General features: G+C 59.2%; 29 protein-coding genes. 18 read left to right on the forward strand and 11 right to left on the reverse strand.

Annotation, left to right across the window (positions count from 1 at the left end; genetic code table 11):
- Nucleotides 1-41: 41 nt before the first annotated feature.
- The gene (locus tag ACTRWG_RS00270) at nt 42-377 is read right to left on the reverse strand and encodes a DMT family transporter (protein ID WP_027237557.1); all 336 of its coding nucleotides are present in this window, start codon (nt 375-377) and stop codon (nt 42-44) included.
- Between the two features lie 249 nt (nt 378-626).
- Between ACTRWG_RS00270 and ACTRWG_RS00275 the strand changes: the two genes are divergently transcribed.
- Complete coding sequence (locus ACTRWG_RS00275; protein WP_027237558.1) at nt 627-1,409, forward strand: class II glutamine amidotransferase; 783 nt, start codon at nt 627-629, stop codon at nt 1,407-1,409.
- Between the two features lie 24 nt (nt 1,410-1,433).
- Here ACTRWG_RS00275 and ACTRWG_RS00280 read toward each other — a convergent pair whose 3' ends face one another.
- The 3 genes from ACTRWG_RS00280 to ACTRWG_RS00290 are packed head-to-tail and all read right to left on the reverse strand — an operon-like array spanning nt 1,434 to nt 3,495.
- A complete protein-coding gene (locus tag ACTRWG_RS00280; RefSeq protein ID WP_027237559.1) occupies nt 1,434-2,603 on the reverse strand; it encodes an HD domain-containing protein in 1,170 nt (389 codons plus the stop codon).
- Nucleotides 2,600-2,842, reverse strand: coding sequence for a hypothetical protein (locus tag ACTRWG_RS00285; RefSeq protein WP_027237560.1), 243 nt, complete (start codon nt 2,840-2,842; stop codon nt 2,600-2,602). The genes ACTRWG_RS00280 and ACTRWG_RS00285 overlap by 4 nt, the downstream gene beginning before the upstream one ends.
- Nucleotides 2,842-3,495, reverse strand: coding sequence for an alpha/beta hydrolase (locus tag ACTRWG_RS00290; RefSeq protein ID WP_027237561.1), 654 nt, complete (start codon nt 3,493-3,495; stop codon nt 2,842-2,844). Before ACTRWG_RS00290 ends, ACTRWG_RS00285 begins: the two co-directional genes overlap by 1 nt.
- Before the next feature lie 187 nt (nt 3,496-3,682).
- On the opposite strand from ACTRWG_RS00290, the gene iscR reads away from it, so the two are divergent.
- The 10 genes from iscR (at nt 3,683) to ACTRWG_RS00340 (ending at nt 12,182) form a co-directional block, all read left to right on the forward strand.
- Complete coding sequence (iscR, locus tag ACTRWG_RS00295; protein WP_027237562.1) at nt 3,683-4,141, forward strand: Fe-S cluster assembly transcriptional regulator IscR; 459 nt, start codon at nt 3,683-3,685, stop codon at nt 4,139-4,141.
- Between the two features lie 129 nt (nt 4,142-4,270).
- Nucleotides 4,271-5,314: a cysteine desulfurase family protein gene (locus ACTRWG_RS00300; protein WP_462828794.1), complete on the forward strand. Its 1,044-nt coding sequence runs from the start codon at nt 4,271-4,273 to the stop codon at nt 5,312-5,314.
- A gap of 14 nt (nt 5,315-5,328) precedes the next feature.
- Nucleotides 5,329-6,852 carry a Fe-S cluster assembly protein SufB gene (sufB, locus tag ACTRWG_RS00305; protein ID WP_027237564.1) on the forward strand — a complete coding sequence of 508 codons (1,524 nt, stop codon included), beginning with the start codon at nt 5,329-5,331 and terminating at the stop codon, nt 6,850-6,852.
- A 38-nt stretch (nt 6,853-6,890) separates the two neighbouring features.
- Complete coding sequence (locus tag ACTRWG_RS00310; protein WP_027237565.1) at nt 6,891-7,205, forward strand: YbjQ family protein; 315 nt, start codon at nt 6,891-6,893, stop codon at nt 7,203-7,205.
- Nucleotides 7,206-7,222: 17 nt separating this feature from the next.
- Nucleotides 7,223-7,825, forward strand: a complete 603-nt coding sequence (locus tag ACTRWG_RS00315; protein ID WP_036797543.1) for a hypothetical protein — start codon at nt 7,223-7,225, stop codon at nt 7,823-7,825.
- A gap of 41 nt (nt 7,826-7,866) precedes the next feature.
- The gene (gene sufC / locus ACTRWG_RS00320; RefSeq protein ID WP_462828795.1) at nt 7,867-8,622 is read left to right on the forward strand and encodes a Fe-S cluster assembly ATPase SufC; all 756 of its coding nucleotides are present in this window, start codon (nt 7,867-7,869) and stop codon (nt 8,620-8,622) included.
- Nucleotides 8,623-9,903 carry a Fe-S cluster assembly protein SufD gene (gene sufD / locus ACTRWG_RS00325; RefSeq protein ID WP_259972550.1) on the forward strand — a complete coding sequence of 427 codons (1,281 nt, stop codon included), beginning with the start codon at nt 8,623-8,625 and terminating at the stop codon, nt 9,901-9,903.
- The gene (locus ACTRWG_RS00330) at nt 9,903-10,388 is read left to right on the forward strand and encodes a YIP1 family protein (protein WP_027237569.1); all 486 of its coding nucleotides are present in this window, start codon (nt 9,903-9,905) and stop codon (nt 10,386-10,388) included. Before sufD ends, ACTRWG_RS00330 begins: the two co-directional genes overlap by 1 nt.
- On the forward strand, nt 10,385-10,969 hold the full coding sequence (locus ACTRWG_RS00335; RefSeq protein ID WP_027237570.1) for a YIP1 family protein: 585 nt from the start codon (nt 10,385-10,387) through the stop codon (nt 10,967-10,969). Before ACTRWG_RS00330 ends, ACTRWG_RS00335 begins: the two co-directional genes overlap by 4 nt.
- The gene (locus ACTRWG_RS00340; protein ID WP_259959261.1) at nt 10,962-12,182 is read left to right on the forward strand and encodes a cysteine desulfurase; all 1,221 of its coding nucleotides are present in this window, start codon (nt 10,962-10,964) and stop codon (nt 12,180-12,182) included. Before ACTRWG_RS00335 ends, ACTRWG_RS00340 begins: the two co-directional genes overlap by 8 nt.
- Nucleotides 12,183-12,248: 66 nt before the next feature.
- Here the strand turns inward: ACTRWG_RS00340 and ACTRWG_RS00345 are convergent, their stop codons facing one another.
- Genes ACTRWG_RS00345 through tmpA form a run of 3 tightly spaced genes read right to left on the reverse strand, consistent with a single transcriptional unit; the run spans nt 12,249 to nt 14,653 of the window.
- Nucleotides 12,249-12,914, reverse strand: a complete 666-nt coding sequence (locus tag ACTRWG_RS00345) for an ureidoglycolate lyase (protein WP_027237572.1) — start codon at nt 12,912-12,914, stop codon at nt 12,249-12,251.
- A gap of 11 nt (nt 12,915-12,925) precedes the next feature.
- A complete protein-coding gene (gene tmpB / locus ACTRWG_RS00350; RefSeq protein ID WP_027237573.1) occupies nt 12,926-13,516 on the reverse strand; it encodes a (R)-1-hydroxy-2-trimethylaminoethylphosphonate oxygenase in 591 nt (196 codons plus the stop codon).
- Nucleotides 13,517-13,519: 3 nt separating this feature from the next.
- Nucleotides 13,520-14,653, reverse strand: coding sequence for a 2-trimethylaminoethylphosphonate dioxygenase (gene tmpA, locus ACTRWG_RS00355; protein WP_027237574.1), 1,134 nt, complete (start codon nt 14,651-14,653; stop codon nt 13,520-13,522).
- A gap of 98 nt (nt 14,654-14,751) precedes the next feature.
- Between tmpA and ACTRWG_RS00360 the strand changes: the two genes are divergently transcribed.
- The 4 genes from ACTRWG_RS00360 (at nt 14,752) to ACTRWG_RS00375 (ending at nt 17,746) form a co-directional block, all read left to right on the forward strand.
- Nucleotides 14,752-15,621 (forward strand): LysR family transcriptional regulator, encoded by an 870-nt coding sequence (locus tag ACTRWG_RS00360; RefSeq protein ID WP_027237575.1) that lies wholly within the window; start codon nt 14,752-14,754, stop codon nt 15,619-15,621.
- 149 nt (nt 15,622-15,770) lie between these two features.
- Nucleotides 15,771-16,193: a hypothetical protein gene (locus ACTRWG_RS00365; protein ID WP_462828796.1), complete on the forward strand. Its 423-nt coding sequence runs from the start codon at nt 15,771-15,773 to the stop codon at nt 16,191-16,193.
- Nucleotides 16,190-17,509, forward strand: a complete 1,320-nt coding sequence (locus ACTRWG_RS00370) for a relaxase/mobilization nuclease domain-containing protein (RefSeq protein WP_462828797.1) — start codon at nt 16,190-16,192, stop codon at nt 17,507-17,509. Before ACTRWG_RS00365 ends, ACTRWG_RS00370 begins: the two co-directional genes overlap by 4 nt.
- 15 nt (nt 17,510-17,524) lie before the next feature.
- Nucleotides 17,525-17,746, forward strand: coding sequence for a hypothetical protein (locus tag ACTRWG_RS00375; RefSeq protein ID WP_462828798.1), 222 nt, complete (start codon nt 17,525-17,527; stop codon nt 17,744-17,746).
- A 249-nt stretch (nt 17,747-17,995) separates the two neighbouring features.
- Here ACTRWG_RS00375 and ACTRWG_RS00380 read toward each other — a convergent pair whose 3' ends face one another.
- The gene (locus tag ACTRWG_RS00380; protein WP_462828799.1) at nt 17,996-18,712 is read right to left on the reverse strand and encodes a hypothetical protein; all 717 of its coding nucleotides are present in this window, start codon (nt 18,710-18,712) and stop codon (nt 17,996-17,998) included.
- A 33-nt stretch (nt 18,713-18,745) separates the two neighbouring features.
- Here ACTRWG_RS00380 and ACTRWG_RS00385 point away from each other — a divergent pair, with 33 nt between their 5' ends.
- Nucleotides 18,746-18,967 carry a hypothetical protein gene (locus tag ACTRWG_RS00385; RefSeq protein ID WP_462828800.1) on the forward strand — a complete coding sequence of 74 codons (222 nt, stop codon included), beginning with the start codon at nt 18,746-18,748 and terminating at the stop codon, nt 18,965-18,967.
- A 95-nt stretch (nt 18,968-19,062) separates the two neighbouring features.
- Here the strand turns inward: ACTRWG_RS00385 and ACTRWG_RS00390 are convergent, their stop codons facing one another.
- Nucleotides 19,063-19,386: an H-NS histone family protein gene (locus ACTRWG_RS00390; RefSeq protein ID WP_462828801.1), complete on the reverse strand. Its 324-nt coding sequence runs from the start codon at nt 19,384-19,386 to the stop codon at nt 19,063-19,065.
- Nucleotides 19,387-19,617: 231 nt separating this feature from the next.
- Between ACTRWG_RS00390 and ACTRWG_RS00395 the strand changes: the two genes are divergently transcribed.
- Together ACTRWG_RS00395 and ACTRWG_RS00400 are read left to right on the forward strand one after the other, a co-directional pair.
- On the forward strand, nt 19,618-19,803 hold the full coding sequence (locus tag ACTRWG_RS00395; RefSeq protein WP_462828802.1) for a hypothetical protein: 186 nt from the start codon (nt 19,618-19,620) through the stop codon (nt 19,801-19,803).
- A gap of 136 nt (nt 19,804-19,939) precedes the next feature.
- Nucleotides 19,940-20,719 carry a hypothetical protein gene (locus tag ACTRWG_RS00400; protein WP_462828803.1) on the forward strand — a complete coding sequence of 260 codons (780 nt, stop codon included), beginning with the start codon at nt 19,940-19,942 and terminating at the stop codon, nt 20,717-20,719.
- A gap of 237 nt (nt 20,720-20,956) precedes the next feature.
- On the opposite strand, the gene ACTRWG_RS00405 is transcribed toward ACTRWG_RS00400, so the two are convergent.
- Entirely contained in the window at nt 20,957-21,217 is a 261-nt protein-coding gene (locus ACTRWG_RS00405) for a hypothetical protein (RefSeq protein ID WP_462828804.1), read from the reverse strand.
- Nucleotides 21,218-21,231: 14 nt separating this feature from the next.
- A complete protein-coding gene (locus tag ACTRWG_RS00410; RefSeq protein ID WP_462828805.1) occupies nt 21,232-21,729 on the reverse strand; it encodes an antirestriction protein ArdA in 498 nt (165 codons plus the stop codon).
- Nucleotides 21,730-21,971: the final 242 nt, after the last annotated feature.

Below are 21,971 nucleotides of genomic sequence, written 5' to 3' on the forward strand. Positions count from 1 at the left end.
AGGCCAGAGGAAAACCGCCCTGAGGCGTTTTCTAGCGCGGATCAGTGGCCGGAGGACTTGGAAAACAGATGGATGATGACGATCCCGGACATGATCAGCACCATTCCGATGACCGCGGGCAGGTCCAGCTTTTGCCCGAAGACAAAAAACGCAATCACCGCAATCAGCAGGATGCCGAGACCGGACCAGATGGCATAGACAACCCCCACCGGCATGAATTTGAGCGTCAGCCCCATCATGTAGAAGGAGAAGGCATAGGCCACCAGCACGATCAGCGACGGCCCAAGCCGGGAAAACTGCTGGCTGGCCTGCAGCGCTGTGGTGCCGATGGTCTCTGCTGCTACCGCAATGATCAGGTAGAAATAATGTACCGGCATCCCTGCCTCCGTTCTGCGCGCTGGCTCCCGCGGCGGCGGGCCTGTTTCCCCGGTACCGTATCCGCAGCCTTCAAGGAAGTCCCGATGCGTCACCGGCTGACGCTTTTACGCCTGCTGCGGCGGTGAACAGAGGACTGTGCGCGGATACACTGGACTATCAGCTGGGCAATACTTAGGAGATTATTCCGATTTTCCAGCGAAAGATAAAACGCTGATCCGATTCCCAAATGAGAGCGGAGGGACTGCCACATGTGCCGCTGGGCTGCCTATTCGGGTACCGATGTGTTCCTGGAAGACATCATTTCGATACCCGCGCATTCTCTGATTGCCCAAAGCCAGAAAGCGGCAGAGTGCAAGACGGCAACCAATGGCGACGGGTTCGGCATCGCCTGGTACGGCCAGCGCCCGGAGCCGGGCCTGTACCGCGACGTGTATCCGGCCTGGTCGGACTGCAATCTCCGGGCGCTGGTGCGGCAGGTGAAATCGGGTCTGTTTCTGGCGCATGTGCGGGCCTCGACGGGGTCCGCAACCAGCCGTAACAACTGCCACCCGTTCACCGCAGGCCGGTGGAGTTTCATGCATAACGGACAGGTCGGCGGCTTTGAGAAGTTCCGCCGCCACGCCGACATGTGCATACCGGATGAGCTGTATGAGCACCGCAAAGGGGCGACCGACAGCGAGGTGCTGTTTCTTCTCGCCTTGCAGCAAGGCCTGGATGGAGATCCGAAGGCGGCGCTGGAGCGGGCGGTTGCGCGGATGGAGGCCTTGTCCCGCGCGAGAGGAAGCACGCCGCACATGCGCCTGTCCGTGGCGATGTCGGACGGGCAGAGGCTCTATGCGGCGCGCTATTCCTCAGACAGCATTGCGCCCTCGGTCTATTACCGCTGGAGCAGCAGCATGAACGGCTGGGCCGTGGTGTCGGAGCCGCTGGAGCAGACCGGGGAAGCCTGGAACGAGCTGAAGCCGGGCGCCTTTCTGACGCTGACCGGCGAGGGGGCGGAAATACTGCCTTTTCAGCCGTTTCTGGAGTGATGTTCAGCGCGCGGGCGGCTGCTGTTACAGGCGCCCGGCCTGCCGGAACCAAGGTTCAATCTGTGACCGCACGTGGTTCCAGACCCCGGGCGTGCCGCGGCTGACCTTTGTGCCGACACGGGCCTCAAGCTGCGGCAGGGTCACGTCGTAATCGACCCAGCTGCCGCCGCCGTTCAGCAGGTTGAGCAGCACCGGCTGCACCCGGTCGATGGACTTGGCATAGACAGCATCGGCGCTTTCGGCGGCCTCGAACTCCTCCCAGATGGCGCGCATCGGCCCGCCCTGATCTAAGGGCAGCAGACCAAACAGACGGTCAGCTGCGGCTTGCTCCTCGGCTGCCAGCGCCGCGAGCGCGGCGGGATCCACCACACCGTGGATCGGTGCATCGCCTGCGTCGATTTCCACCAGATCGTGCAGCAGCAGCATTTGCAGTACCCGGTCCACATCGGCCGCATTGGCGCTGTGTTCTGACAGTACCCACGCGTAAAGCATGATGTGCCAGCTGTGTTCTGCCGAGTTTTCATGCCGCGAGCCGTCGCCCAGCTTGGACGCGCGGATTATCAGCTTCAGCTTGTCGGCCTCATTCAGGAACTGCAGGCGTTCCGTCAGGCGGCTGCAGTCATATCCGGTGTCTTCGCCCAGCAGGGCCAGCGCATGATGGAAGGCTTCCGGCAGGTCGTGCTCCAGCGCGGCGGCGCGGCCGCCGTAAAGGTTCTGGCGCACCACATCGACATGCCAGTCCAGAGGCTCAGCACCGTAAAGCGTCTGAAACACCGGCTGGCAGTGATCGACCCGCTTGGCAAACCGCGCATCCGCGGTTTGCGCCGCTTCGAACTCCTGCCACAGCGTCAGGAATTCTGCGCCCTGTTCCGCCGGCAGCATTCCGAACAGCCGGTCCGCCGCGGCCTGTTCCGACCGGGCGACGGCGTCCCAGTCCACCTCATCGGTGATCGGGTGGTCGCCCGCGTCGATTTCCACCAGATCATGCAGCAGAAGCATCCGGATGGCGCGGAAAATGTTCACCTCCGGCTCTGCGAAGGGGGCCAGCACCAGCGCATAAAGCGCCAGATGCCAGCTGTGCTCGGCTGAGTTTTCGCGGCGGCTGCAGTCCAGGATCAGGTTCTGGCGCTCGACCCGGCGCAGCTTGTCAGCTTCCAGCAGGAAGGCAAATTGCGCGTGCAGCCGGTCGCTCATGTCTCAGCCCTTGTTTCCAGCTGCGCTTGCAGCGCGGCGACTTTCTGATTGAGAAACTCGCGCGCCTTGCGTTCCGCCAGGCGCACCCGGATTTCCGTGAGGAAGGCTTCTTCGAGCGACTGGGAGGCGGCGCCAAGCACCTGGCCCACCTCCACATACAGCCGGTCCTCGCCGCTGGCGTCCTGAACTTTGAGTGTATCGACCGCCAGTTTTTGGGCCAGCGTCTCGATTGTGCTCATCAGCGGGAGGTCTCCGTCAGGCGGCGCTTAACGTAATCGGTCACGTTGCCGATCATCGTGTCCATATACGGATCCTGGAAGAAGTGGTCCGCGCCCTCGATCTCGGTGTGGGTGATGGTGATGCCCTTCTGCTCGTGCAGCTTGCTGACCAGGTTGGCGGTATCGGCGGGCGGGGCCACGCGGTCGGCGGTGCCGTTGATGATCAGGCCGGAGGACGGGCAGGGCGCCAGGAACGAGAAGTCGTACATGTTGGCGGGCGGCGCGACCGAGATGAATCCGGTGATCTCCGGGCGGCGCATCAGGAGCTGCATGCCGATCCAGGCGCCAAAGGAGAAGCCCGCAACCCAGCAATGCTTGGAGTTGGAGTTCATCGACTGCAGGTAATCCAGCGCCGAGGCGGCATCGGACAGCTCGCCCACGCCCTGGTCGTATTCGCCCTGGCTGCGGCCGACGCCGCGGAAGTTGAACCGCAGTACGGTGAAGCCCATGTTGTAGAACGCATAGTGGAGGTTGTAGACCACCTTATTGTTCATGGTGCCGCCGAACTGCGGATGCGGGTGCAGCACGATGGCGATCGGGGCGTCTTTTTCTTTTTGCGGGTGATAGCGGCCTTCGAGGCGGCCTTCGGGTCCGGGAAAGATGACCTCGGGCATGGGCGGTTTAAATCCTAATCTCGTTTTCGGGTCTGCCGGCAGAATACTTGACGGGTTCCGTCAGGCATCTTAGAACGGTTCTAATCAAGGGCGCAGGCCGGGGCCGAACACCGTCAGGCTGAGATACGCACAGACGCGGGCAAGGTCAATGTTTTCGCGTGGCTGTCCTGATTTCGAGGAGACATAGATGAAGCTTTCCACCAAGGGGCGCTATGCCATGGTCGCGCTGGCCGACATTGCGCTGCAGACGCAGAGCGATCTGGTGCCATTGGGCGATATCTCCAAGCGTCAGGATATCTCCTTGCCGTATCTTGAGCAGTTATTTGTCAAATTGCGCCGCGCCGGGCTGGTTGAATCCGTGCGCGGCCCCGGCGGCGGCTACCGGCTGGCCAAGCCGGCCTCGGAAATCCGGGTTGTCGATGTGCTGTCCGCCGTAGATGAAACAGTGGATGCCATGCACAAAGGGGCAGGCGCCTCCGGGGCGCTGTCCGGCAGCCGGGCGCAGTCGCTGACCAACCGCCTGTGGGAGGGCCTCAGCGCGCATGTTTATGTGTTCCTGCACCAGACCCGCCTGTCGGATGTGATCAAGAATGATCTGGCGCCGTGCCCGGCGGTGCCAAGCCTGTTCGCGGTTGTCGATGACTGAGGCGGAGCGGAAACCGCTCAGAGTTCTTTCTTCAAAAAGCGTATATTGCGCGCGGAAGCGGCGGGAAGGCTTTGCGAAACGGATCTGCGCAGCGTATGAGACGGCAGCGATCCGCAAAAAGATGCATCCATGAAACGTGTTTATCTCGATCATAACGCCACCGCCATTCTGCGTCCCGAAGCACGGGCTGCGATGATTGCGGCGATGGATGTCTGCGGCAACCCGTCTTCGGTCCATGCCGAGGGCCGGGCTGCCAAGGCGCTGGTGGAAAAGGCGCGGGCGCAGGTGGCGGCCGCTTTTGGCGCGGATGGGGCGGATATCGTGTTCACCTCCGGCTCGACCGAAGGCGCGGCGCTGGCGCTGGCCGGCCGCGGCCTGCATGGTGCGCCGGTGGAGCATGACGCGGTGCGCGCCTGGACGGTCGAGGATCTGACTGTAGGTTCAGACGGTGCGGTGGGCATCACTGATCCCGCCGCGTCAACCTTGCAGTTGGCCAACTCGGAAACGGGGATTGTGCAGCGCCTGCCGGAAGGGTTGGCCGTCACGGATGCGACCCAAGCCTTCGGTAAACTGCCGGTGGCGTTCAACTGGCTGGGTGCCCGGATGGCGCTGATTTCGGCGCATAAACTGGGCGGCCCCAAGGGCATAGGTGCCGTGGTGATGAAGCGCGGCACAGAACTGCCTGCGCAGATCAAGGGCGGCGGCCAGGAAATGGGGCGCCGCTCCGGCACCGAAAATGTCATTGGAATCGCGGGCTTCGGCGCCGCAGCTGAAGCGGCTGGCAAAGATCTGGCCAATGGCGTCTGGGACAGGGTTGCGGAACTTAGAAATATTCTAGAAAAGGCGCTTGTGTCTGGCGCAAGCCATACTATTTTTGTCGGGAAGGATCAGAAGCGGCTGCCGAACACCCTGTGTTTCGCAACGCCGGGCTGGAAGGGCGAGACCCAGGTCATGCAAATGGACCTGGCGGGATTTGCCATCAGCGCCGGCAGCGCCTGTTCCAGCGGCAAGGTGCGCGCCAGCGCGGTTCTGACCGCCATGGGATACGACGAGGCCACGGCACAAGGCGCAGTGCGCGTGTCGCTGGGGCCTCAGACAACGGAAGACGACGTGCTGCGCTTTGCCGATGCGTGGCTGCAAAAAGAAAAGAAACATCGCGCCCGTGCAGCGTGAGTGAGGAGATGACAATGGCCGCTTTGGACCAGACCCAAGTCAAGGAAGGTGTTGACCAGGAAACCGTGGACGCAGTCCGCGAGGTAGGCGGCGCTTACAAATACGGCTGGGAGACCGATATCGAGATGGAATACGCCCCCAAGGGGCTGACCCCGGATATCGTCCGGCTGATCTCGGAGAAAAACGAAGAGCCGGAGTGGATGACCGACTGGCGGCTGGCGGCCTATGAACGCTGGCTGCAAAAGGAAGAGCCCGACTGGGCGATGGTCGATTACCCTGAAATCGACTTTCAGGACCAGTATTACTATGCCCGGCCCAAGTCGATGGAAACCAAGCCCAAATCGCTGGATGAGGTCGATCCCAAGCTGCTGGCGACCTACGAAAAGCTGGGTATCCCGCTGAAAGAACAAATGATTCTGGCCGGCGTCGAGGGCGCAGGCGAGACCCCGGAGGAAGGCCGCAAGGTCGCCGTGGATGCGGTTTTCGACTCCGTCTCCGTTGGCACCACCTTCCAGAAAGAGCTTAAGGAAGCGGGTGTCATTTTCTGCTCGATCTCCGAGGCGATCCGCGAACACCCTGAGCTGGTGAAGAAATACCTGGGCTCGGTGGTTCCGGTTTCCGACAACTTCTATGCGACCCTGAACTCCGCCGTGTTCTCTGACGGTTCGTTTGTCTATGTGCCGCCGGGCGTGCGCTGCCCGATGGAACTGTCGACGTATTTCCGTATCAACGCGGAAAACACCGGCCAGTTCGAACGCACCCTGATCATCGCGGACAAGGGCTCCTACGTCTCCTACCTCGAAGGCTGCACCGCGCCGCAGCGCGACACCGCGCAGCTTCACGCCGCAGTGGTGGAAATCATCATCGAGGAAGACGCCGAGGTAAAATACTCCACCGTCCAGAACTGGTACCCGGGCGATGAGAACGGCAAGGGCGGCATCTACAACTTCGTGACCAAACGCGCCGACTGCCGCGGCGACCGTGCCAAGGTGATGTGGACCCAGGTGGAAACCGGCTCTGCCGTGACTTGGAAATACCCCTCCTGCATCCTGCGCGGCGACGACAGCCAGGGCGAGTTCTACTCGATCGCGATCACCAACAACATGCAGCAGGCCGACACCGGCACCAAGATGGTGCACCTGGGCAAGCGCACCAAGTCGCGCATCGTGTCCAAGGGGATTTCGGCGGGCAAGGCGCAGAACACCTACCGCGGTCTGGTGTCGATGCACCCGAAAGCCAAGGACAGCCGAAACTACACCCAGTGCGACTCGCTGCTGATCGGCGACAAGTGCGGGGCGCACACGGTTCCTTACATCGAGGTCAAGAACAACTCCTCCCGCGTGGAGCATGAGGCGACCACCTCCAAGGTGGACGACGACCAGCTGTTCTACTGCCGCCAGCGCGGCATGGATGAGGAAGAGGCAGTGGCCCTGGTGGTCAACGGCTTCTGCAAGGACGTGCTGCAGGCGCTGCCGATGGAGTTCGCCATGGAAGCGCAGCAACTGGTTGCGATCTCGCTGGAAGGGTCTGTCGGCTGATGGCAGGCCCTTGGGCATCACCGCAAGGAGGCAAGAGCATGATCGTCACCACTACAAACTCCGTCGAAGGCTACCAGATTTCCGAATACAAGGGCATCGTGGTGGGCGAGGCGATTATGGGCGCCAATGTGGTGCGGGATGTTTTTGCCCAGATTACCGACATTGTCGGCGGCCGTTCCGGCGCCTATGAAAGCAAGCTGCAGGACGCGCGCGAAACCGCGCTGGCAGAGCTGGAAGACCGCGCCCGGGCCAAAGGCGCCAACGCCGTGGTCGGAGTTGATCTGGATTACGAAGTGGTCGGGCAATCCATGCTGATGGTTTCGGCCAGCGGCACCGCAGTGGTGCTGGGCTAGGCGGCCGGGAGTTGGACATGGCAAAGGACGAGCAGCTGATTGAGCGCCCGGCGCTTACCCTGCCGCCGGAAGAGGCGGAGTGGGTGTGCAGCCATTACCAGGATGCAAAGGTCATCCTGGAGTATGGCAGCGGCGGATCGACCGTGCTGGCGTCTGAGCTGAGCGGGAAGAAGGTCTTTTCCGTCGAGTCCGACAAGATGTGGTACCGCATGATGAAGCGGTACCTGCGTCAGGCCGGGGCCAAGTCCGAGGTGCATCTGCACCACGCCAATGTCGGCAAAACCGGCAAGTGGGGGCGGCCGCTGAACAATGATATGTGGCGGCGGTTCCACCAGTATCCGAATTCCGTCTGGGATCTCGACACCTTCGAGGCGCCGGATCTGGTTCTGATAGACGGCCGCTTCCGGGCGGCTTGCTTTCTGACCGTCATGCTGCGGACGGAGCAGCCTGTCACTGTGCTGTTTGACGACTACGCGGGGCGGGCGCTGTACAAGCAGGTCGAAAAATGGGTGAAGCCGGTTGAAATCCGCGGCCGCATGGCCCGGTTTGAGCTGCTCCCCGATGAACTTCCGCGCCGGGATCTGACCCAGATCCTGACGCTTTACACCAAAACCTTCTAGGCGCCGACGGCTGCCGGAACAGTACTATGCGAGAGGCAAAAATGCTCGAAATCAAAAACTTGCACGTCAAGCTTGAAGATGAAGACAAGCAAATCCTGAAAGGCGTCGACCTGAAGGTCGAGGCTGGCAAAGTTCATGCCATCATGGGGCCGAACGGTTCGGGAAAATCCACCCTGTCCTATGTCCTGTCGGGCCGCGATGGCTATGAAGTGACCGAAGGCTCTGCCGAGCTGGAGGGCGAGGACATCCTGGAGCTGGAGCCGGAAGAGCGCGCCGCTGCCGGCATGTTCCTGGCGTTCCAGTACCCGGTGGAAATCCCCGGCGTCGGCAACATGACCTTCCTGCGCACCGCCGTGAACGCACAGCGCAAGGCCCGCGGCGAAGAAGAGCTGTCGGCCTCCGATTTCCTGAAAATCATCCGTGCCAAGGCGAAGACCCTGAAGATCGACGCCGAGATGCTGAAGCGTCCGGTCAACGTCGGCTTCTCCGGCGGTGAGAAGAAACGCAACGAGATTCTGCAGATGGCGATGCTGGAGCCGAAGCTGTGCATCCTGGACGAGACCGACTCCGGCCTCGACGTCGACGCGATGAAGCTGGTGGCGGAAGGCGTCAACGCCCTGCGTGACGAAGGCCGCGGCTTCCTGGTGATCACCCACTATCAGCGCCTGCTGGACCACATCAAACCCGACGTGGTGCACATCCTGGCAAACGGCCGTATCGTTAAGACCGGCGGCCCCGAGCTGGCGCTGGAAGTGGAAAACAACGGTTACGCCGGCATCCTGGCAGAGGAGGCGTAAATGGCCCTGCCCGAAGTCAAGCAAAGCGCAACCGAGGCGCGGCTGTCGGCGCTGAGCCTGCCGGAAAGCGGCTGCCTCAAGGCGGCCCGCGAGGCAGCTCTGTCGCGGGTCCAGACCATGGGCCTGCCCAGCCGCCGCGACGAGTACTGGAAATACACCAAGCCGGACACGCTGGTGCAGGCAGAGGCGCCCAAGGCGGCAGTGTTCCACGCGGACGAATCCCCGATGTTCAACGCCTTTGAGCGTCTGAACATCGTGTTTGTCGATGGCGTGTTCGATGCTGAGGCGTCCGATGACCTGTCTTTGGAAGGTGTTGCCATTGACCGGATCGAGGATATCTGCTGCAAAGATATCCATTGGGCCAAGGACTTGTACGGTGTTCTTGAAGCCCGCGGCCAGACTCCGGTGGAGCGCCCTCTGGCAGCCCTGAACACTGCCTTTGCCACAGATGGCGTGGCGATCCGGGTGACCGGCAAAGTCTCCAAGCCGATCAACTTCACCTATGTGCATTCGGACGAAAACTCCGACGCGATCCTGCACCATGTGATCCGCGTTGAGACCGGCGCCGAGGTGACGATCCTGGAAAACGGCCCGGCGGCATCGCGCTTTAACAAGTGCATGGAGATCGACATCGCCGACGGCGGCAAGCTGCATCTGGTGCGTGCCCAGGGCCGCGACCATGAGCGCCGCGCCGCGACCCATCTGTTCGCCCGCCTGGGAACGGAGTCGGTGTTCAAGTCCTTCACCCTGACCGTGAACGGCGTGCTGACCCGCAATGAAGCGGTGATCGAGCTGACCGGTGACGACGCAGTGGCCCATATCGCCGGCGCCTGCGTGGGCGATGGCGACTTCCACCACGACGACACCGTGTTCATCACCCATGACGCGGTGAACTGCGAAAGCCGCCAGGTGTTCAAGAAGGTGCTGCGCAACGGTGCCACCGGCGTGTTCCAGGGAAAAATCCTGGTGAAGGAAGGCGCGCAAAAGACTGACGGATATCAGATTTCCCAGTCTTTGCTGCTGGACGAAGACAGCCAGTTCCTGGCTAAGCCGGAACTGGAGATCTATGCCGACGACGTGGCCTGCTCGCATGGCTCGACCTCTGGTGCGATCGACGAGGAAGGCCTGTTCTACCTGCGCTCCCGCGGTGTGCCGCATGCCGAAGCCACCGACCTGATGACGCTGGCTTTCCTGGCAGAAGCGGTGGATGAGATCGAAGACGCGGAGATCGCGGCCGACATCGTCTCCCGCCTCGAAGGCTGGCTGGCCCGGCGCCGCTGATGTCCGTCACCACGGATATCCCCGCAACCTACAAGGGGCCGCGCAAGGTTTTTGCGCGGCTTCTGAGCATGGGCGCCCGCGAAGACCGGCTGCTGGTGTTTCTGCTCGCCGGCTGCGTGCTGACCTTTGTGGCGCAGATGCCGAAACTGGCCCGCGAGGCGCATCTGACCGGACAGGAGCTCAACATGCTGCTGGGCGGCGCGCTGCTGGGCATCGTGTTCATCGCGCCACTGCTTCTGTATGTTCTGGCGCTGGTGGCGCATTGGATTGCTCGGGCTGCAGGCGGGCAGGGTGATGCCTACCGCGCCCGGCTGGCGCTGTTCTGGGCGTTTCTGGCCTCCAGCCCGCTGATCCTGCTGAATGGCCTTGTGGCAGGCTTCATCGGCGCCGGTGCGGCGCTGAACCTGGTGGGCGCACTGTGGTGCGCGGTGTTCCTTTGGTTTTGGGTATCCGGAATGATCCAAGGGTACTGGACAAAACCATGAATACGCTGGCCGCCTTTGCCCTGCTGACAATCAAGTCGCCGCGCGACGCCGCGATGCAGATCCTGGCGCGCGATTGGCCGCGCGAGGCGCTGTGGACAGCGTTCCTGCTGTCCGTGGTGCTGAACACCTGCGTCTATACTCTGCAGCAGGTCCTGTTCCCGTTGCCGCCGGAAGTTCTGCTGCCGCGGTTTGCGCCCGGCGCCTATTTTGCGGTCATTCTGGTCTTGCAGCTGAGCTTCATTGCGATGCTGGCAACCACCGGCCGCTGGCTGGGCGGGCAGGGTGACCTGCCATCTCTGCTGGCGCTGATCACCTGGCTGCAACTGCTGCAGGCCGCACTGAACGGTGCCATTGTCGTGGTGTTCCTGGTCCTGCCGGCGCTGGGGGCGCTGCTGAACATTGCCGCCAATATCGTTGTGTTCTTTATTCTCTTGCATTTCGTGAACGCGGCGCACAGGTTCGGCTCCGTCTGGCGCTCGCTTGGGGTGGTATTGATGGCCAGCCTGATCCTGGTGTTTGCCCTTCTCTTCATCGTGGGTCTGATCGGCCCAGCCAATCTGGGACTGCCCGAAAATGTATGACGTCGCAAAAATCCGTGCCGATTTCCCGATCCTCTCACGTGAGGTGAACGGCAAACCGCTGACCTATCTCGACAACGGTGCCTCAGCCCAGAAGCCGCAGGTTGTGATTGACGCTGTGACCAAGGCGTATGCGGAGGAATATTCCAACGTTCACCGTGGCTTGCACTTCCTTTCCAATCTCGCGACGGAGAAGTATGAGGCCGTCCGCGGCATCATTGCGCGGTTTCTGAATGCGGGCGACGAAAACACCATCGTGCTGAACTCCGGCACTACCGAGGGCATCAATCTGGTGGCCTATGGCTGGGCGATGCCGCGGCTTGAGGCGGGAGACGAGATCATCCTGTCTGTGATGGAGCACCATGCCAACATCGTGCCCTGGCATTTCCTGCGCGAGCGTCAGGGCGTGGTGCTGAAATGGGTCGATACTGAGGCCGACGGCAGCCTGGACCCGCAGAAGGTGATCGACGCCATCACCCCCAGGACCAAGCTGGTGGCGGTCACCCAGTGCTCCAACGTGCTGGGCACCGTTGTAGACGTCAAGGCGATCAGCCAAGGCGCCCATGCCAAGGGCGTGCCGGTGCTGGTCGACGGCTCGCAAGGCGCGGTGCATATGCCGGTCGACGTGCAGGATATCGGCTGCGATTTCTATGCGATCACTGGCCACAAGCTCTATGGCCCGTCCGCGTCCGGCGCGATTTACATCAAGCCCGAACGCATGGCTGAAATGCGCCCGTTCATTGGCGGCGGCGACATGATCAAGGAAGTCTCCAAGGAGCAGGTCATCTACAATGATCCGCCGATGAAGTTCGAAGCCGGCACGCCGGGTATCGTGCAGACCATCGGGCTGGGTGTGGCACTGGAATACATGATGGACCTCGGCATGGAGAACATTGCCAGGCACGAAGGCGGCCTGCGCGACTATGCGATGGAGCGGCTGACCGGGTTGAATTGGATCAATGTCCAGGGGCAAACCCCTGGCAAGGCTGCGATTTTCAGCTTCACCATGGAAGGTGCCGCGCATGCCCACGACATCTCGACCATTCTCGACAAGAAAGGCGTCGCGGTGCGTGCAGGCCATCACTGCGCCGGGCCGCTGATGGATCACCTGGGTGTTTCTGCGACCTGCCGCGCGTCCTTTGGCCTCTACAACACTAAGGAAGAGGTCGACACGTTGATCAATGCGCTGGAGCTGGCGCATGAGCTGTTTGCCTGAACCCAGCCACTGACCAAAGAAAGACGGCGCCCGTTGAGGCGCCGTTTTGTGTTTCTGTCCAGTGCTTTACCCTTGGATCTTGTCCGCCTGCAGCGGGCACGAAAGGTAAACCCGGAACTCCTTGCCGACATCACAGCTGACCCGCGCGTGAACCTTGCCCTGCCGGTCCAGGAAGCGCTGGCTGTTGTCCACCGGGAAAATCCCTTCGTGCCAGATGTTAGGGTGGATATAGAGCCCCCTGGAGCCATCGCACCAGAAAGCCACAACCATTTCCGGTTTCAGGTCATCACCAGGCAGTGCGGCAGGAATGATGAAGGGCTTGTTGTCCAATGGAAAGAATAATTGCCCGCCGTCGGGGTGGTAATTCATGTGCCACAGCAGCACCTGATTTCGTGGCGCGGTCTGCTTGTCTGCCTGCGCCTGCTGCGGATCAGTGGACCAGCCGAGAACATAGCTGCCGTTAACGGCTTCGTTCTCGCCATAAAGCACATCGCCGCGCCAGTCGCCGCGGAAGGTGCCCTCGACCCAGCCGGCCTCATCGCCGGTGCCCTCGTCAACCGGACACCAGCCCTGGGCCGGCCACTTTACAATTTCGATCTCAATGGTTTCGGGATCATCCACCATGCAGCCATAACCCTTGACGCTTTCCTCTGTCGCCCGGATCAGCGGCACCTCATGCCAGGGCAGCGAGGGTTTGGTGCTGGCCTCAAAGATATACTCGGGCGCACTCATTTTGCGGAATCTCAGGCCCCCATGTGTTTGTCGACCATCCGTTGGACCATCGGTGCAAAATGCCAGTAGTCCGGCGTCTCCATATCCGCCCGCTTGCCGGCCTCATCCAGATAACGAACAGCGATGATCTGCTTGAGGTTCGGGTTCTTCTCGAACTCCGCCACTTCTTCGGCATCCATCGGCCCGCCTTGCAGCTTCAGCGAATGGATGGAAGCCTCTGACAACCGGTTGAAATACTCCGGCTTGGTGGCGCAGAGATAGCGTTTGGCCGCCACATGGTAACGCACGCAGTCGGTGATCACCGACGGGAAGAATTGTTCCAGAACCTCGGCGCCGGCCTCCTCGTGATAACGGTCCTCGGTGTCATCCATGGAGAACATTCCGAATTCACTGGTAAAATGGCCGATGTCGTGAAGGAGGGCCCCCACGATAATCTCTTCCGGCTGGCCGTTCTGCTCGGCGATTGTGGCGCCTTGCAGCATGTGTTCGGCCATGGTGACTGGCTCGCCCAGATATTCCTCATCGCCGCGGCGGTCGAAGATACCGCCAATGAATTCAACGATATTGCCGCGGTTCAGCTTGCTGACGTCTGGCTTGCTCATCACTCAGCCCCCAAGTTGCGCATTCAGAACGTTCAAGGTCGAAAACAGCCCGTCCTTGTCGGCGTAACACCCCTGCAGCCAGCGCGAGCCGGAGCCGGAATAGCCAAGCCGTGCGTGCAGCACGCGGGTGTTGTCGACTATAAAGCTTTCCCCTGGCTCCAGCTTGAAGGAAACGCCCATTTCGGGATCATCAATGAATTCACCCAGGCGGCGGTAGGCGGCGTAATAGGCCTCCATCTTCTCAAACGGAATGTCGACAAACGGCGCCGAGGAGCGGTTGTTGAACCGTATCGCAATCATCTCGCCATCGGGGGACAGTTCAATCATCGGCCGGCGTGCGCGCAGATGCACCCCGTCAGAACCCTTGTATTCAAACCGGGCCGGATTTCCAGCCAGCAGGGCAAAGCCCTCCGGGTCTTCGTCGCGGAGGCGTTCGGCGGCGCGGAAACCGTCCACCACGATGCTGTCGCCGCCCTCAGCCGAGTTTTCCAGGCAATAGAGGATCTGCAAGCTGGGCACCGGATCGCGGTAGGGGTTGTCGGTATGCGCCTGCAGGCCCAGGCCGGTATACGCCAAGTTGGTCGGGTTCACTTCGGTCCGGACCTCAAAATACTTGCCGTAATTGGTTTCGCGAACAAAACCGAACATGCTGGCGCACTCAATCAGCGCCCCCTCGCGCACCGGGCCGTTCACCAGCTTGGCAAACCCAAGCCGGGCAATGGCGTCCAGCCAGTCGCGTTTTGCCTTGGGATCCGACTGTACCTCGTTCCAGTCGAACGCGGGGGCAGGCTGGCTGCTGTCCCAGGTCTCAACATCCGGGGAGGTGCGGCCGACTTCTGATGACTGATCAGTGTCATAGGCGTTGGACTTCAACCACTTGCCGGGGAAAGTCACGGTTTTGCCTTCAGGGGCGAAAGTGACAGTCAGGGCCCCGTCGTCCACCAGCGCCGTGCTGATCCTGGTGTCAGCTGGAATGTCGCCGATGGTGATCAGGCGCTGGCCGTTGCCAGGCGAACGGGTCTCGGGATCCAGCGCATTGTCGCGCAGCCAGATCGCGTGGAACCGGCTCTCGCTGCCGTCTTCGAAAGTCAGGGTCAAAAAGCTGCCGGATGCGTCAGCGGTCACGGAACGGGGCATGGGGTTTCTCCGGTTGGCCTTGTTCTCTCTTGTGCTGCTACCGCGGCTGAGCCATCAAGAGAACGACGGAAATCGGGGTTTGAGAGTTAGGTTTTCTAATGGCGAAAAAGGTCACCAAACAGGGGCTGCCGCCGCTTGACTGGCTCAAGGTGTTTGAAGCGGCGGGCCGGCACGGCAGTTTCACCGCCGCGGCGGAGGAATTCGGCGCCACCCAGGCTGCGGTCAGCCAGCGGATCCGTAACCTGGAATCCTGGCTGGGCCGCCAGCTGTTCATCCGGTCGGCGCGCGGTGTATCGTTGACTGTGGACGGCGAAAGCTACCTGCCGCTGGTGCATGATTCCCTGCGTGCGCTGGAGCAGGGAACCGAAAATCTGTTTGGCCAAACGGTTCGCGAGCTGCGGATCGCGGGCTTGCCGTCGCACCTGGAAATGCTTTTGCTGCCGAGGCTTGCGGCCTTTTCTGAAGCCTGCCCGGACCTGCGGCTGGTGACCGAAACCGTGCCCAAGCGGCTGGATTTCGAGGCCGCGGACGGCGCCTTGCAGATCCGCTATGGCCGCGGCGGCTGGGAGGGGCGGCAGGAGGCGCTGCTGGCCAGTGAGGTGCTGCAGCCGATGACCGCGCCGGGCCGGGTCGAGCACTGGCGGCAGTTGCCGGCGATCGAGCTGCGGGGTGAGCGGCCGGGCTGGGCGGAATGGTCGCGGGTGACGGGCGAGGCTCCGCCGGAGGCCGGGCCGGTTTCCGTCGATTCCATGGCGCATGCCCTTCGGGCGGCGCGCCTTGGCCTGGGTGTCGTGCTGGGGTCCAGGGTGCTGGCTGCGAACCTGTTGCAGACCGGTCAACTGGAATGCGCCCCGGCACCGGACCTGGCGACGATTGACGGTTACTGGCTGACTTGGCCGCCCAGCCTGGGCAAGTCGAAACGGCAAAGCGAAGTGCTGGCTGCGTTGACGTCCGCCCTGCAAGCTTGACCTGCCTGCACGCCGCGGGGGCAATTTTTTTGTCTGGATTTGGTAAATGGCGCGCCTGGAGAGAGAAAGTTCGAACACTCTCTTCGAGGTTTTAGAGGACTGGGAGCGCCATCTCGCATCTTTTGATCGTAGTGATCTGAGGTGCGACGATGACGAATTCGCACCATAATTTCAATGATATAGCGGCAAATCCCGCCAAAGAGCGCAAGAAGCGCGAAGCGCCGTTTTCACTGCGTTTGACCTTTGAGGAACGCGCGAAGCTTGAAGAAGCGGCGAATGGCGTGCCTCTGGGTGCGTATATCAAGGCCGTTCTGTTCGCCCAGGACCTTCAGAAGGTGCGGCGCAGGAATACCAACCCTGTTGCTGACCATGAGGCTCTGGGGCGCGTTCTGGCGGCTCTGGGGCAATCACATCTCTCCAGTAACCTCAACCAGCTCGCCCGCGCCGTAAATACGGGCACGCTGCCTGTTCACCCGGAAATCGAATCCGAACTGCGTGAGGCCTGTTCTGACATCGCCAAAATGCGGGTGGCGCTGATTGAAGCGCTTGGCCTCAATGGAGGCGGCGCATGATCCTTAAAGGCAACCAGCGGGCACATGGCAAGGAACTGGCGCGGCATTTGCTGAATGATCGCGACAATGATCATGTGGAGCTGTTCGATCTGCGCGGCTTTGCGGCTGATGACCTGACCGGTGCGATGCAGGAATGCGAAGCAGTGGCGCGCGGCACGCGTTGTAAAAAGCATCTGTTCTCCCTCAGCCTTAACCCGCCGGAGCATGAAGATGTGCCAGTGGAGGCGTTTGAGGCGGCCATTGCTCGCGCAGAAACCCGCCTTGGACTGGAAAATCAGCCCCGCGCCATTGTCTTCCATGAAAAAGAAGGCCGCAGGCACGCCCATGCTGTTTGGTCGCGAATAGATGGCGAACGGATGAAAGCGATTGAGCTTCCTTACTACAAGACCCGCCTGAATGAAGTCTCACGGGAGCTGTATCTGGAACATGGCTGGCGCATGCCGGACGGGTTCAAGGACAAGAAAAACCGTGATCCGCTATCCTTCACGCTGGCGGAATGGCAGCAAGCGGGACGCACCAAGCAAGACCCGAGAGAGGCCAAATCCCTGATCCGGGAATGCTGGGCCGGATCGGATGACCGCAAGGCCTTTGAGGCGGCGCTCAAAGAGAATGGCTATTGGCTTGCCCGTGGTGACAAGCGCGGCTTTGTGGCCGTGGATTGGCGCGGTGAGGTGTATTCCCTCAGCCGCATGACAGGGGCAAAGACCAAAGAGCTCAAAACCCGTCTTGGTGATCCGAAAGAATTGCTGTCAACGGATATGGCAAGAGCGCATGTGGCGGCGCAGCTTACGCCCAAACTCAAGGCCTGGGCGAAGGAAGAGCGCGCCAGAGCTGAGAAAGCCAATCTCGCAGCCAAGTTCCAGCGCGACCAGATGGTGCAACGCCAGCGCAAAATCCGAGATGATCTGAAACGCAAGCAGCAGGAGCGCTGGCTTACTGAGGAAAAGGCACGCGCGGCCCGAACGCCAACAGGCATTCGCGGGCTCTGGGGCTGGATCACGGGCAAGAACCGCAAAATCCGCCAAGAGAACGAGGCCGAGATTGCCCGCGCGCAAACCCGTGACCGCGCCGAAAAGCAAGACATCATCCGCAAGCAACTGGCCGAACGGCGCACATTGCAGCGGCAATTGAAGCTGGCACGGGAAAAACAGCAGGTCAAGCTGCAAGAGCTGAACCGCGATGTGGCGGAAGCCAAAAAGCTTCGCAAGGTACCGGAAACCCGGCCAGAGCCCAAACGCGGGCGGGAGCGCAGTTCTGATCATATGCGCAGCCGTGAACGCTCCCGTGGCCGCGATGATGATTATTCACCCAGCTAGAGAAAGGAGACTGTCATGAGACATACAATAATGCTGAACCTGAAAGAAAAGCACGCTGCCATGCTCGATGAGATGAGTGGCTTTTACTGTGATACGCCCGAAGACATGCTGCGTCTTGCCATCGAATGGGCGTATGTCGTCTTCCGTAAGGACGAGCTGGAAGCCTTGCAGGAGTGCTTTGACTTCAACGATGCAGCCCGCAAAAAACCGGAAGACGACGATTTGATCCCGTTTTAAGCACTGTGTCATGTCGACACATAGCGTACTTAGAGGTGGAACAAATTGACAAAACGAAGCCGAGTAGACTTCGGCAACTTTCTCGTAGGGAGTGCTGACGCAACGGGTCTTGTCTAACTTGGTTATAAGCGTTGTAAAAATGCACAGGCTTCTTGTGTGTGGGGGGAGGATTAAAGGCCTCAGTAACAAACCTTCCTCTCAGGAATCTATTCGTACCCATATGTTCCCATCCCGTGTTAGCTGGCTAACTCATTCCCCTCCAGCAGAAATGGTCTGATCTAGTAGCTCCATTTTTTCTTTTCGCTTTCTTTCAGAAGTTTCCATTTTCAATATGGCATCTGAGAGATTTTCAAAGGAACTTTCAATAATGAACATTTGGTCGATGTTGCTTTCCAAGTTTCCATTAAAGATTATATACTTACTCTTTCCTGGCTCCACCTTAATAGCGCAGGCGGTGTCTTGTGAAATGCCAAGTAGGTTAAAAACACCGACATCAATTTCACAAAGCTCACTTGGCGCCAAGTCGGTGTATGCGTAGTCCCTCCCGTGTCCACTGTTAGGTTGCAATACTGGGAAGTACTCCAATGACGCCTCAGTGTCTTTTGAAATAATTGCTCTCCCCGTGCGTTTAAAGTCAATAAGCCTTCCGTAGTAAGATTCTGAATCCTCGTCAAAATCATCCGGATAACTTATGTCCGGAGTGAGCCAGGATCCGGATATCTTAAAGCATCGAATACTTTCGCCCATCGCAATCGTGTCACCTGTAAGGTTTGCGACACGAAGGTGAAGTGTTCCGGGAAGGTCAAAATAAGGCCCGCAGTGTGGGGCTTCAAAGCGGGTCAACTTCCCTGCAACTGAAACCCTTAACTCTTCTTCAGGTCCTACCAATTTGTAAAAATTCAAGACGCCGGTCAGTGCCACCGTAACTGCCGCAGCCGCAGCAGTAAACAATGCTGGCAATCCCATAAATCGCCGCCAGTTTTGCCATTCTTTGCAATTGTGGCACTTGGCGAATTTAGGATCCAGCGGTTCGTTGCAAGCCCAGCATCTTTTCTCTTTCACAACCGCCTCACGCATAACGCACTGAAGGGCGAGTGGAAAATCCCCACCTTCTCGCCAGAAGAAGCATACGCTCGCAAAACTAAGAAACCAAGCAATTTTGAGATGGATGCCGCCTGTACAGAAGAGGAAGCCATGATGTGGGAGCAAGTTGGTAAGTGAGCAGAGATCGTGACCCTGACTGACTCCCAAATCATGGTTCTCGTGGACTATTGGGAGCCACAAGGCGACCCTTTTGCGGACGATCTGATCCCGTTCTAGATTTCCAGGTCTTCGATGGATTTTCCGGCTTCCAGAGCGGTGTGAACCCATGCGGGTTTACGCCCGCGTCCGCTCCAGGTTTGGGAGGTATCTTCTGGATTGGCGTATTTGGCGGCAGCTTTCGTGCCAGATTTACGTCCTTTGCCGCCATGCAGGGCAATCACGTCCTCGAATGACACGCCATGTTTTTCGGCAACGGCCAGCATCTCGGAATAGGCGTTTTGCTTGGCTTCTTTTTCCACTTCCACCTTTCGGGCTTCAATGTCTTTGGCCAGTGCGTCCAGTTCCGCCGGGCTCAGTCCAGTCAGATCAATTCCCATGTGTTCCTCGCGTTTTTGTTTGCTCGGTCAAAGCAGATAACAGGTTTTAAAGCAAGCGCTTGCCGGATCGAAGCTAATAATGCGTGCGGTAAATCGCACAGGTGATTTCTCTCCCCTTCCTTCCAATCAGAAGCAGCCACCCACCATCAGGCCTTTATGAGCCGAGGATGATGAGGAACGGGGCCGAAAGGCCCTGATGGTCGGGGCCTCCTTGATCCAAAGGAGGAGAGAATGAAACTCACCACACGATTTGAAGCCGCAAAGCTCAGCGATAACGAACTGCGCGGCCTGCTGCGCAAAACCTTCAACGCTCTGGCCGCCAGCGTCCCAAACACACCAGAACGCCGGAATGCTCTGGCCACACTGGAAACTTTGCAGGCGGAGCTGAATGCCAGGGTATTCAGTCCAAGCGTTTAAGCCGTTGACTGCTCTAATCAAATGCAATCTCGGGATCTGGACGCTGATAACGCGCAGTCATCAGCATTGATTCAATCAAAAGGATAATGCACTGTATGGCGATCCGTGATGCTTTCCCGCAGCCTGGAGTACCCAGATGACCTACCTTAGAACCGCTACAGTTTCGGCACTAGTACTTCTAACGTCACTCACTCCCGTTATTGCTAGTCCTGAAGCAAAGAAACTGGCAACTACTCTTTCCATTTCGGAGTTTGCTATCGCTGTCGCCGAAGCTGTGAGTGACAGATATGAAATTGATGTTAACCAAGTGAGATTTGAAACAACGTTCAGCAAAGGGTCGGGGTGGATATTAATTGGAAGCGTCGAAGATGAGGAGATTAAGTTTGATTTCCGAATGGACGGTTATACATGGTACGGGCAAGATGGCAGTATTACCGTGTCTATGAGCGGTAACGCTGAAAATAGCTCTGATCCAATCGTATTTAATTCCCTTGCTTCATTTCCTGTTGATCCAGACGGTGAGTATGTCGACATGGATTTTCGATTTAACTCAAAGTTTGGATCAAACTCTATCTGGCACTTTGTTTTTGGAGTGGAGGTTTTAGCGGGTTTGGCATCTGCGGAAATTGGACTAGTCCCGGCACTTACTGTCAGCGTCGCTGCAAAGACACTTCTTGATGATGAGGATGGTAAGTCCGAAGGTGAGGAGAATTTCAAAGAAGAGCTTGAGCCGACTTTTCCTAACGATGATAGGCCTAATCGCGAAGAGCCATTGAATAAGGATGATGGTAATTTGTGGGTAGCAGTTTCCCCGGACTTGCGAGTTTCTGGAGAAGGTATTGATGGGAAGTACAAAATCAGTGGGGGAATAGATGGTAATGGCTTATTTGGAGTTGTTGAACTTTCAAAAAATTGATAAGTTAATCTTCTGAAAGGGGCAGCTTCATGAAGGAAGAAAGAAAAGGAACATCGAACACACGAAAAGTATTCTCTGCAGCAGTAGGCGTTTCCAGTCTTGCGTGTGCATTTTATTTGGTCGCGAAAGGGGAGCCTGCTGGCATTTTGGTAGTACCGTGCGCCGCAATAGCTTTGGAGCGGATTAATAAGCTGAAGGCCAATGACCAGCCGGAGCCATAGAGCGTTTAATTGAGGGCTAGAACAATGCCATCTGCGCGCCGTTCCAGCCGACACGCTCGGCCTCAGTGTCCAGCCAGTCCGTGACATAGGCCAGCGCTCCGCCATACTCGGCCACGCTTCCAGCATCGACAAAGTGCGATCTGTACCCTGTCTCGGTCATCGGCAGCGGCGTACGCGGATGCGTGTAGAGCTGAACGTGATCGACCAGCCCGAATTGCGCGTGCTCATAGACAATTTCGATGTCGATTCCGCGCCATGTGATGTTGTGAACTTCCATGTCTCGCCCCTCCATCATCGGCACGCGTAGACGAAGGTTTCGCCTGCGATCTCGGTTTCGGTGAAGTCCACGGCCAAATCACGGGCGATGGCGTCATAGTCGATATAGAACCGCAGGGGCTCGGGGATATCGCCGTATAGCCCCTCATTCACAAACATTTCCGCCAGCTCGCGGGTACTGGTCGCGGAGTAGATATCCACGTCAAAACGGCGCGGATCTGGATCGAAGTCGTACCCGCACTCACCCACGGCAATGATAATCACCTGCTTGTCGTGATCGTCCAGTTCTTCCACCAACTCGAAATACTGCGGCATGTTGGCTTGGTTGATGCCGATGGCGGCGGCCAGTGCGCAATCAATGGCCTCACCGTCGATAAACTGGATTTCAAATTCCTCGACCTTCTGGCCGTAGTCGTTCCGCAGAGCTGCGGCCTTGGTTTCGTAATCAGCCAAGTCCTCGAAATAGAAGCCAGTAGCGGAGATGTCGTAGGGCTGGGCAAACAGGAGTGTCATAACGTCCTCGCTTTCATTAGGTTGAAGGCGAAGCCGTCCTGATGACCCCGCGCTTGAACCTCTGCCCAGCGGCGAGCGTCCCAATAAAAAAGCCGCGCATGCGCGGCTTCGGGACGTCTCGATCAAACCCTCCGGTGATGGGTCAACATCTTCTCGGGAGACCGCAATAGCGGCGGCAAGATGATTGACCCACAGCCGTTAGGCGTCACCGGATTTGATGCAAGCTGAAAGAACAGGTTCCA

The sequence above is a fragment of the Leisingera sp. G5_S3_59_S7 genome (assembly GCF_054968485.1).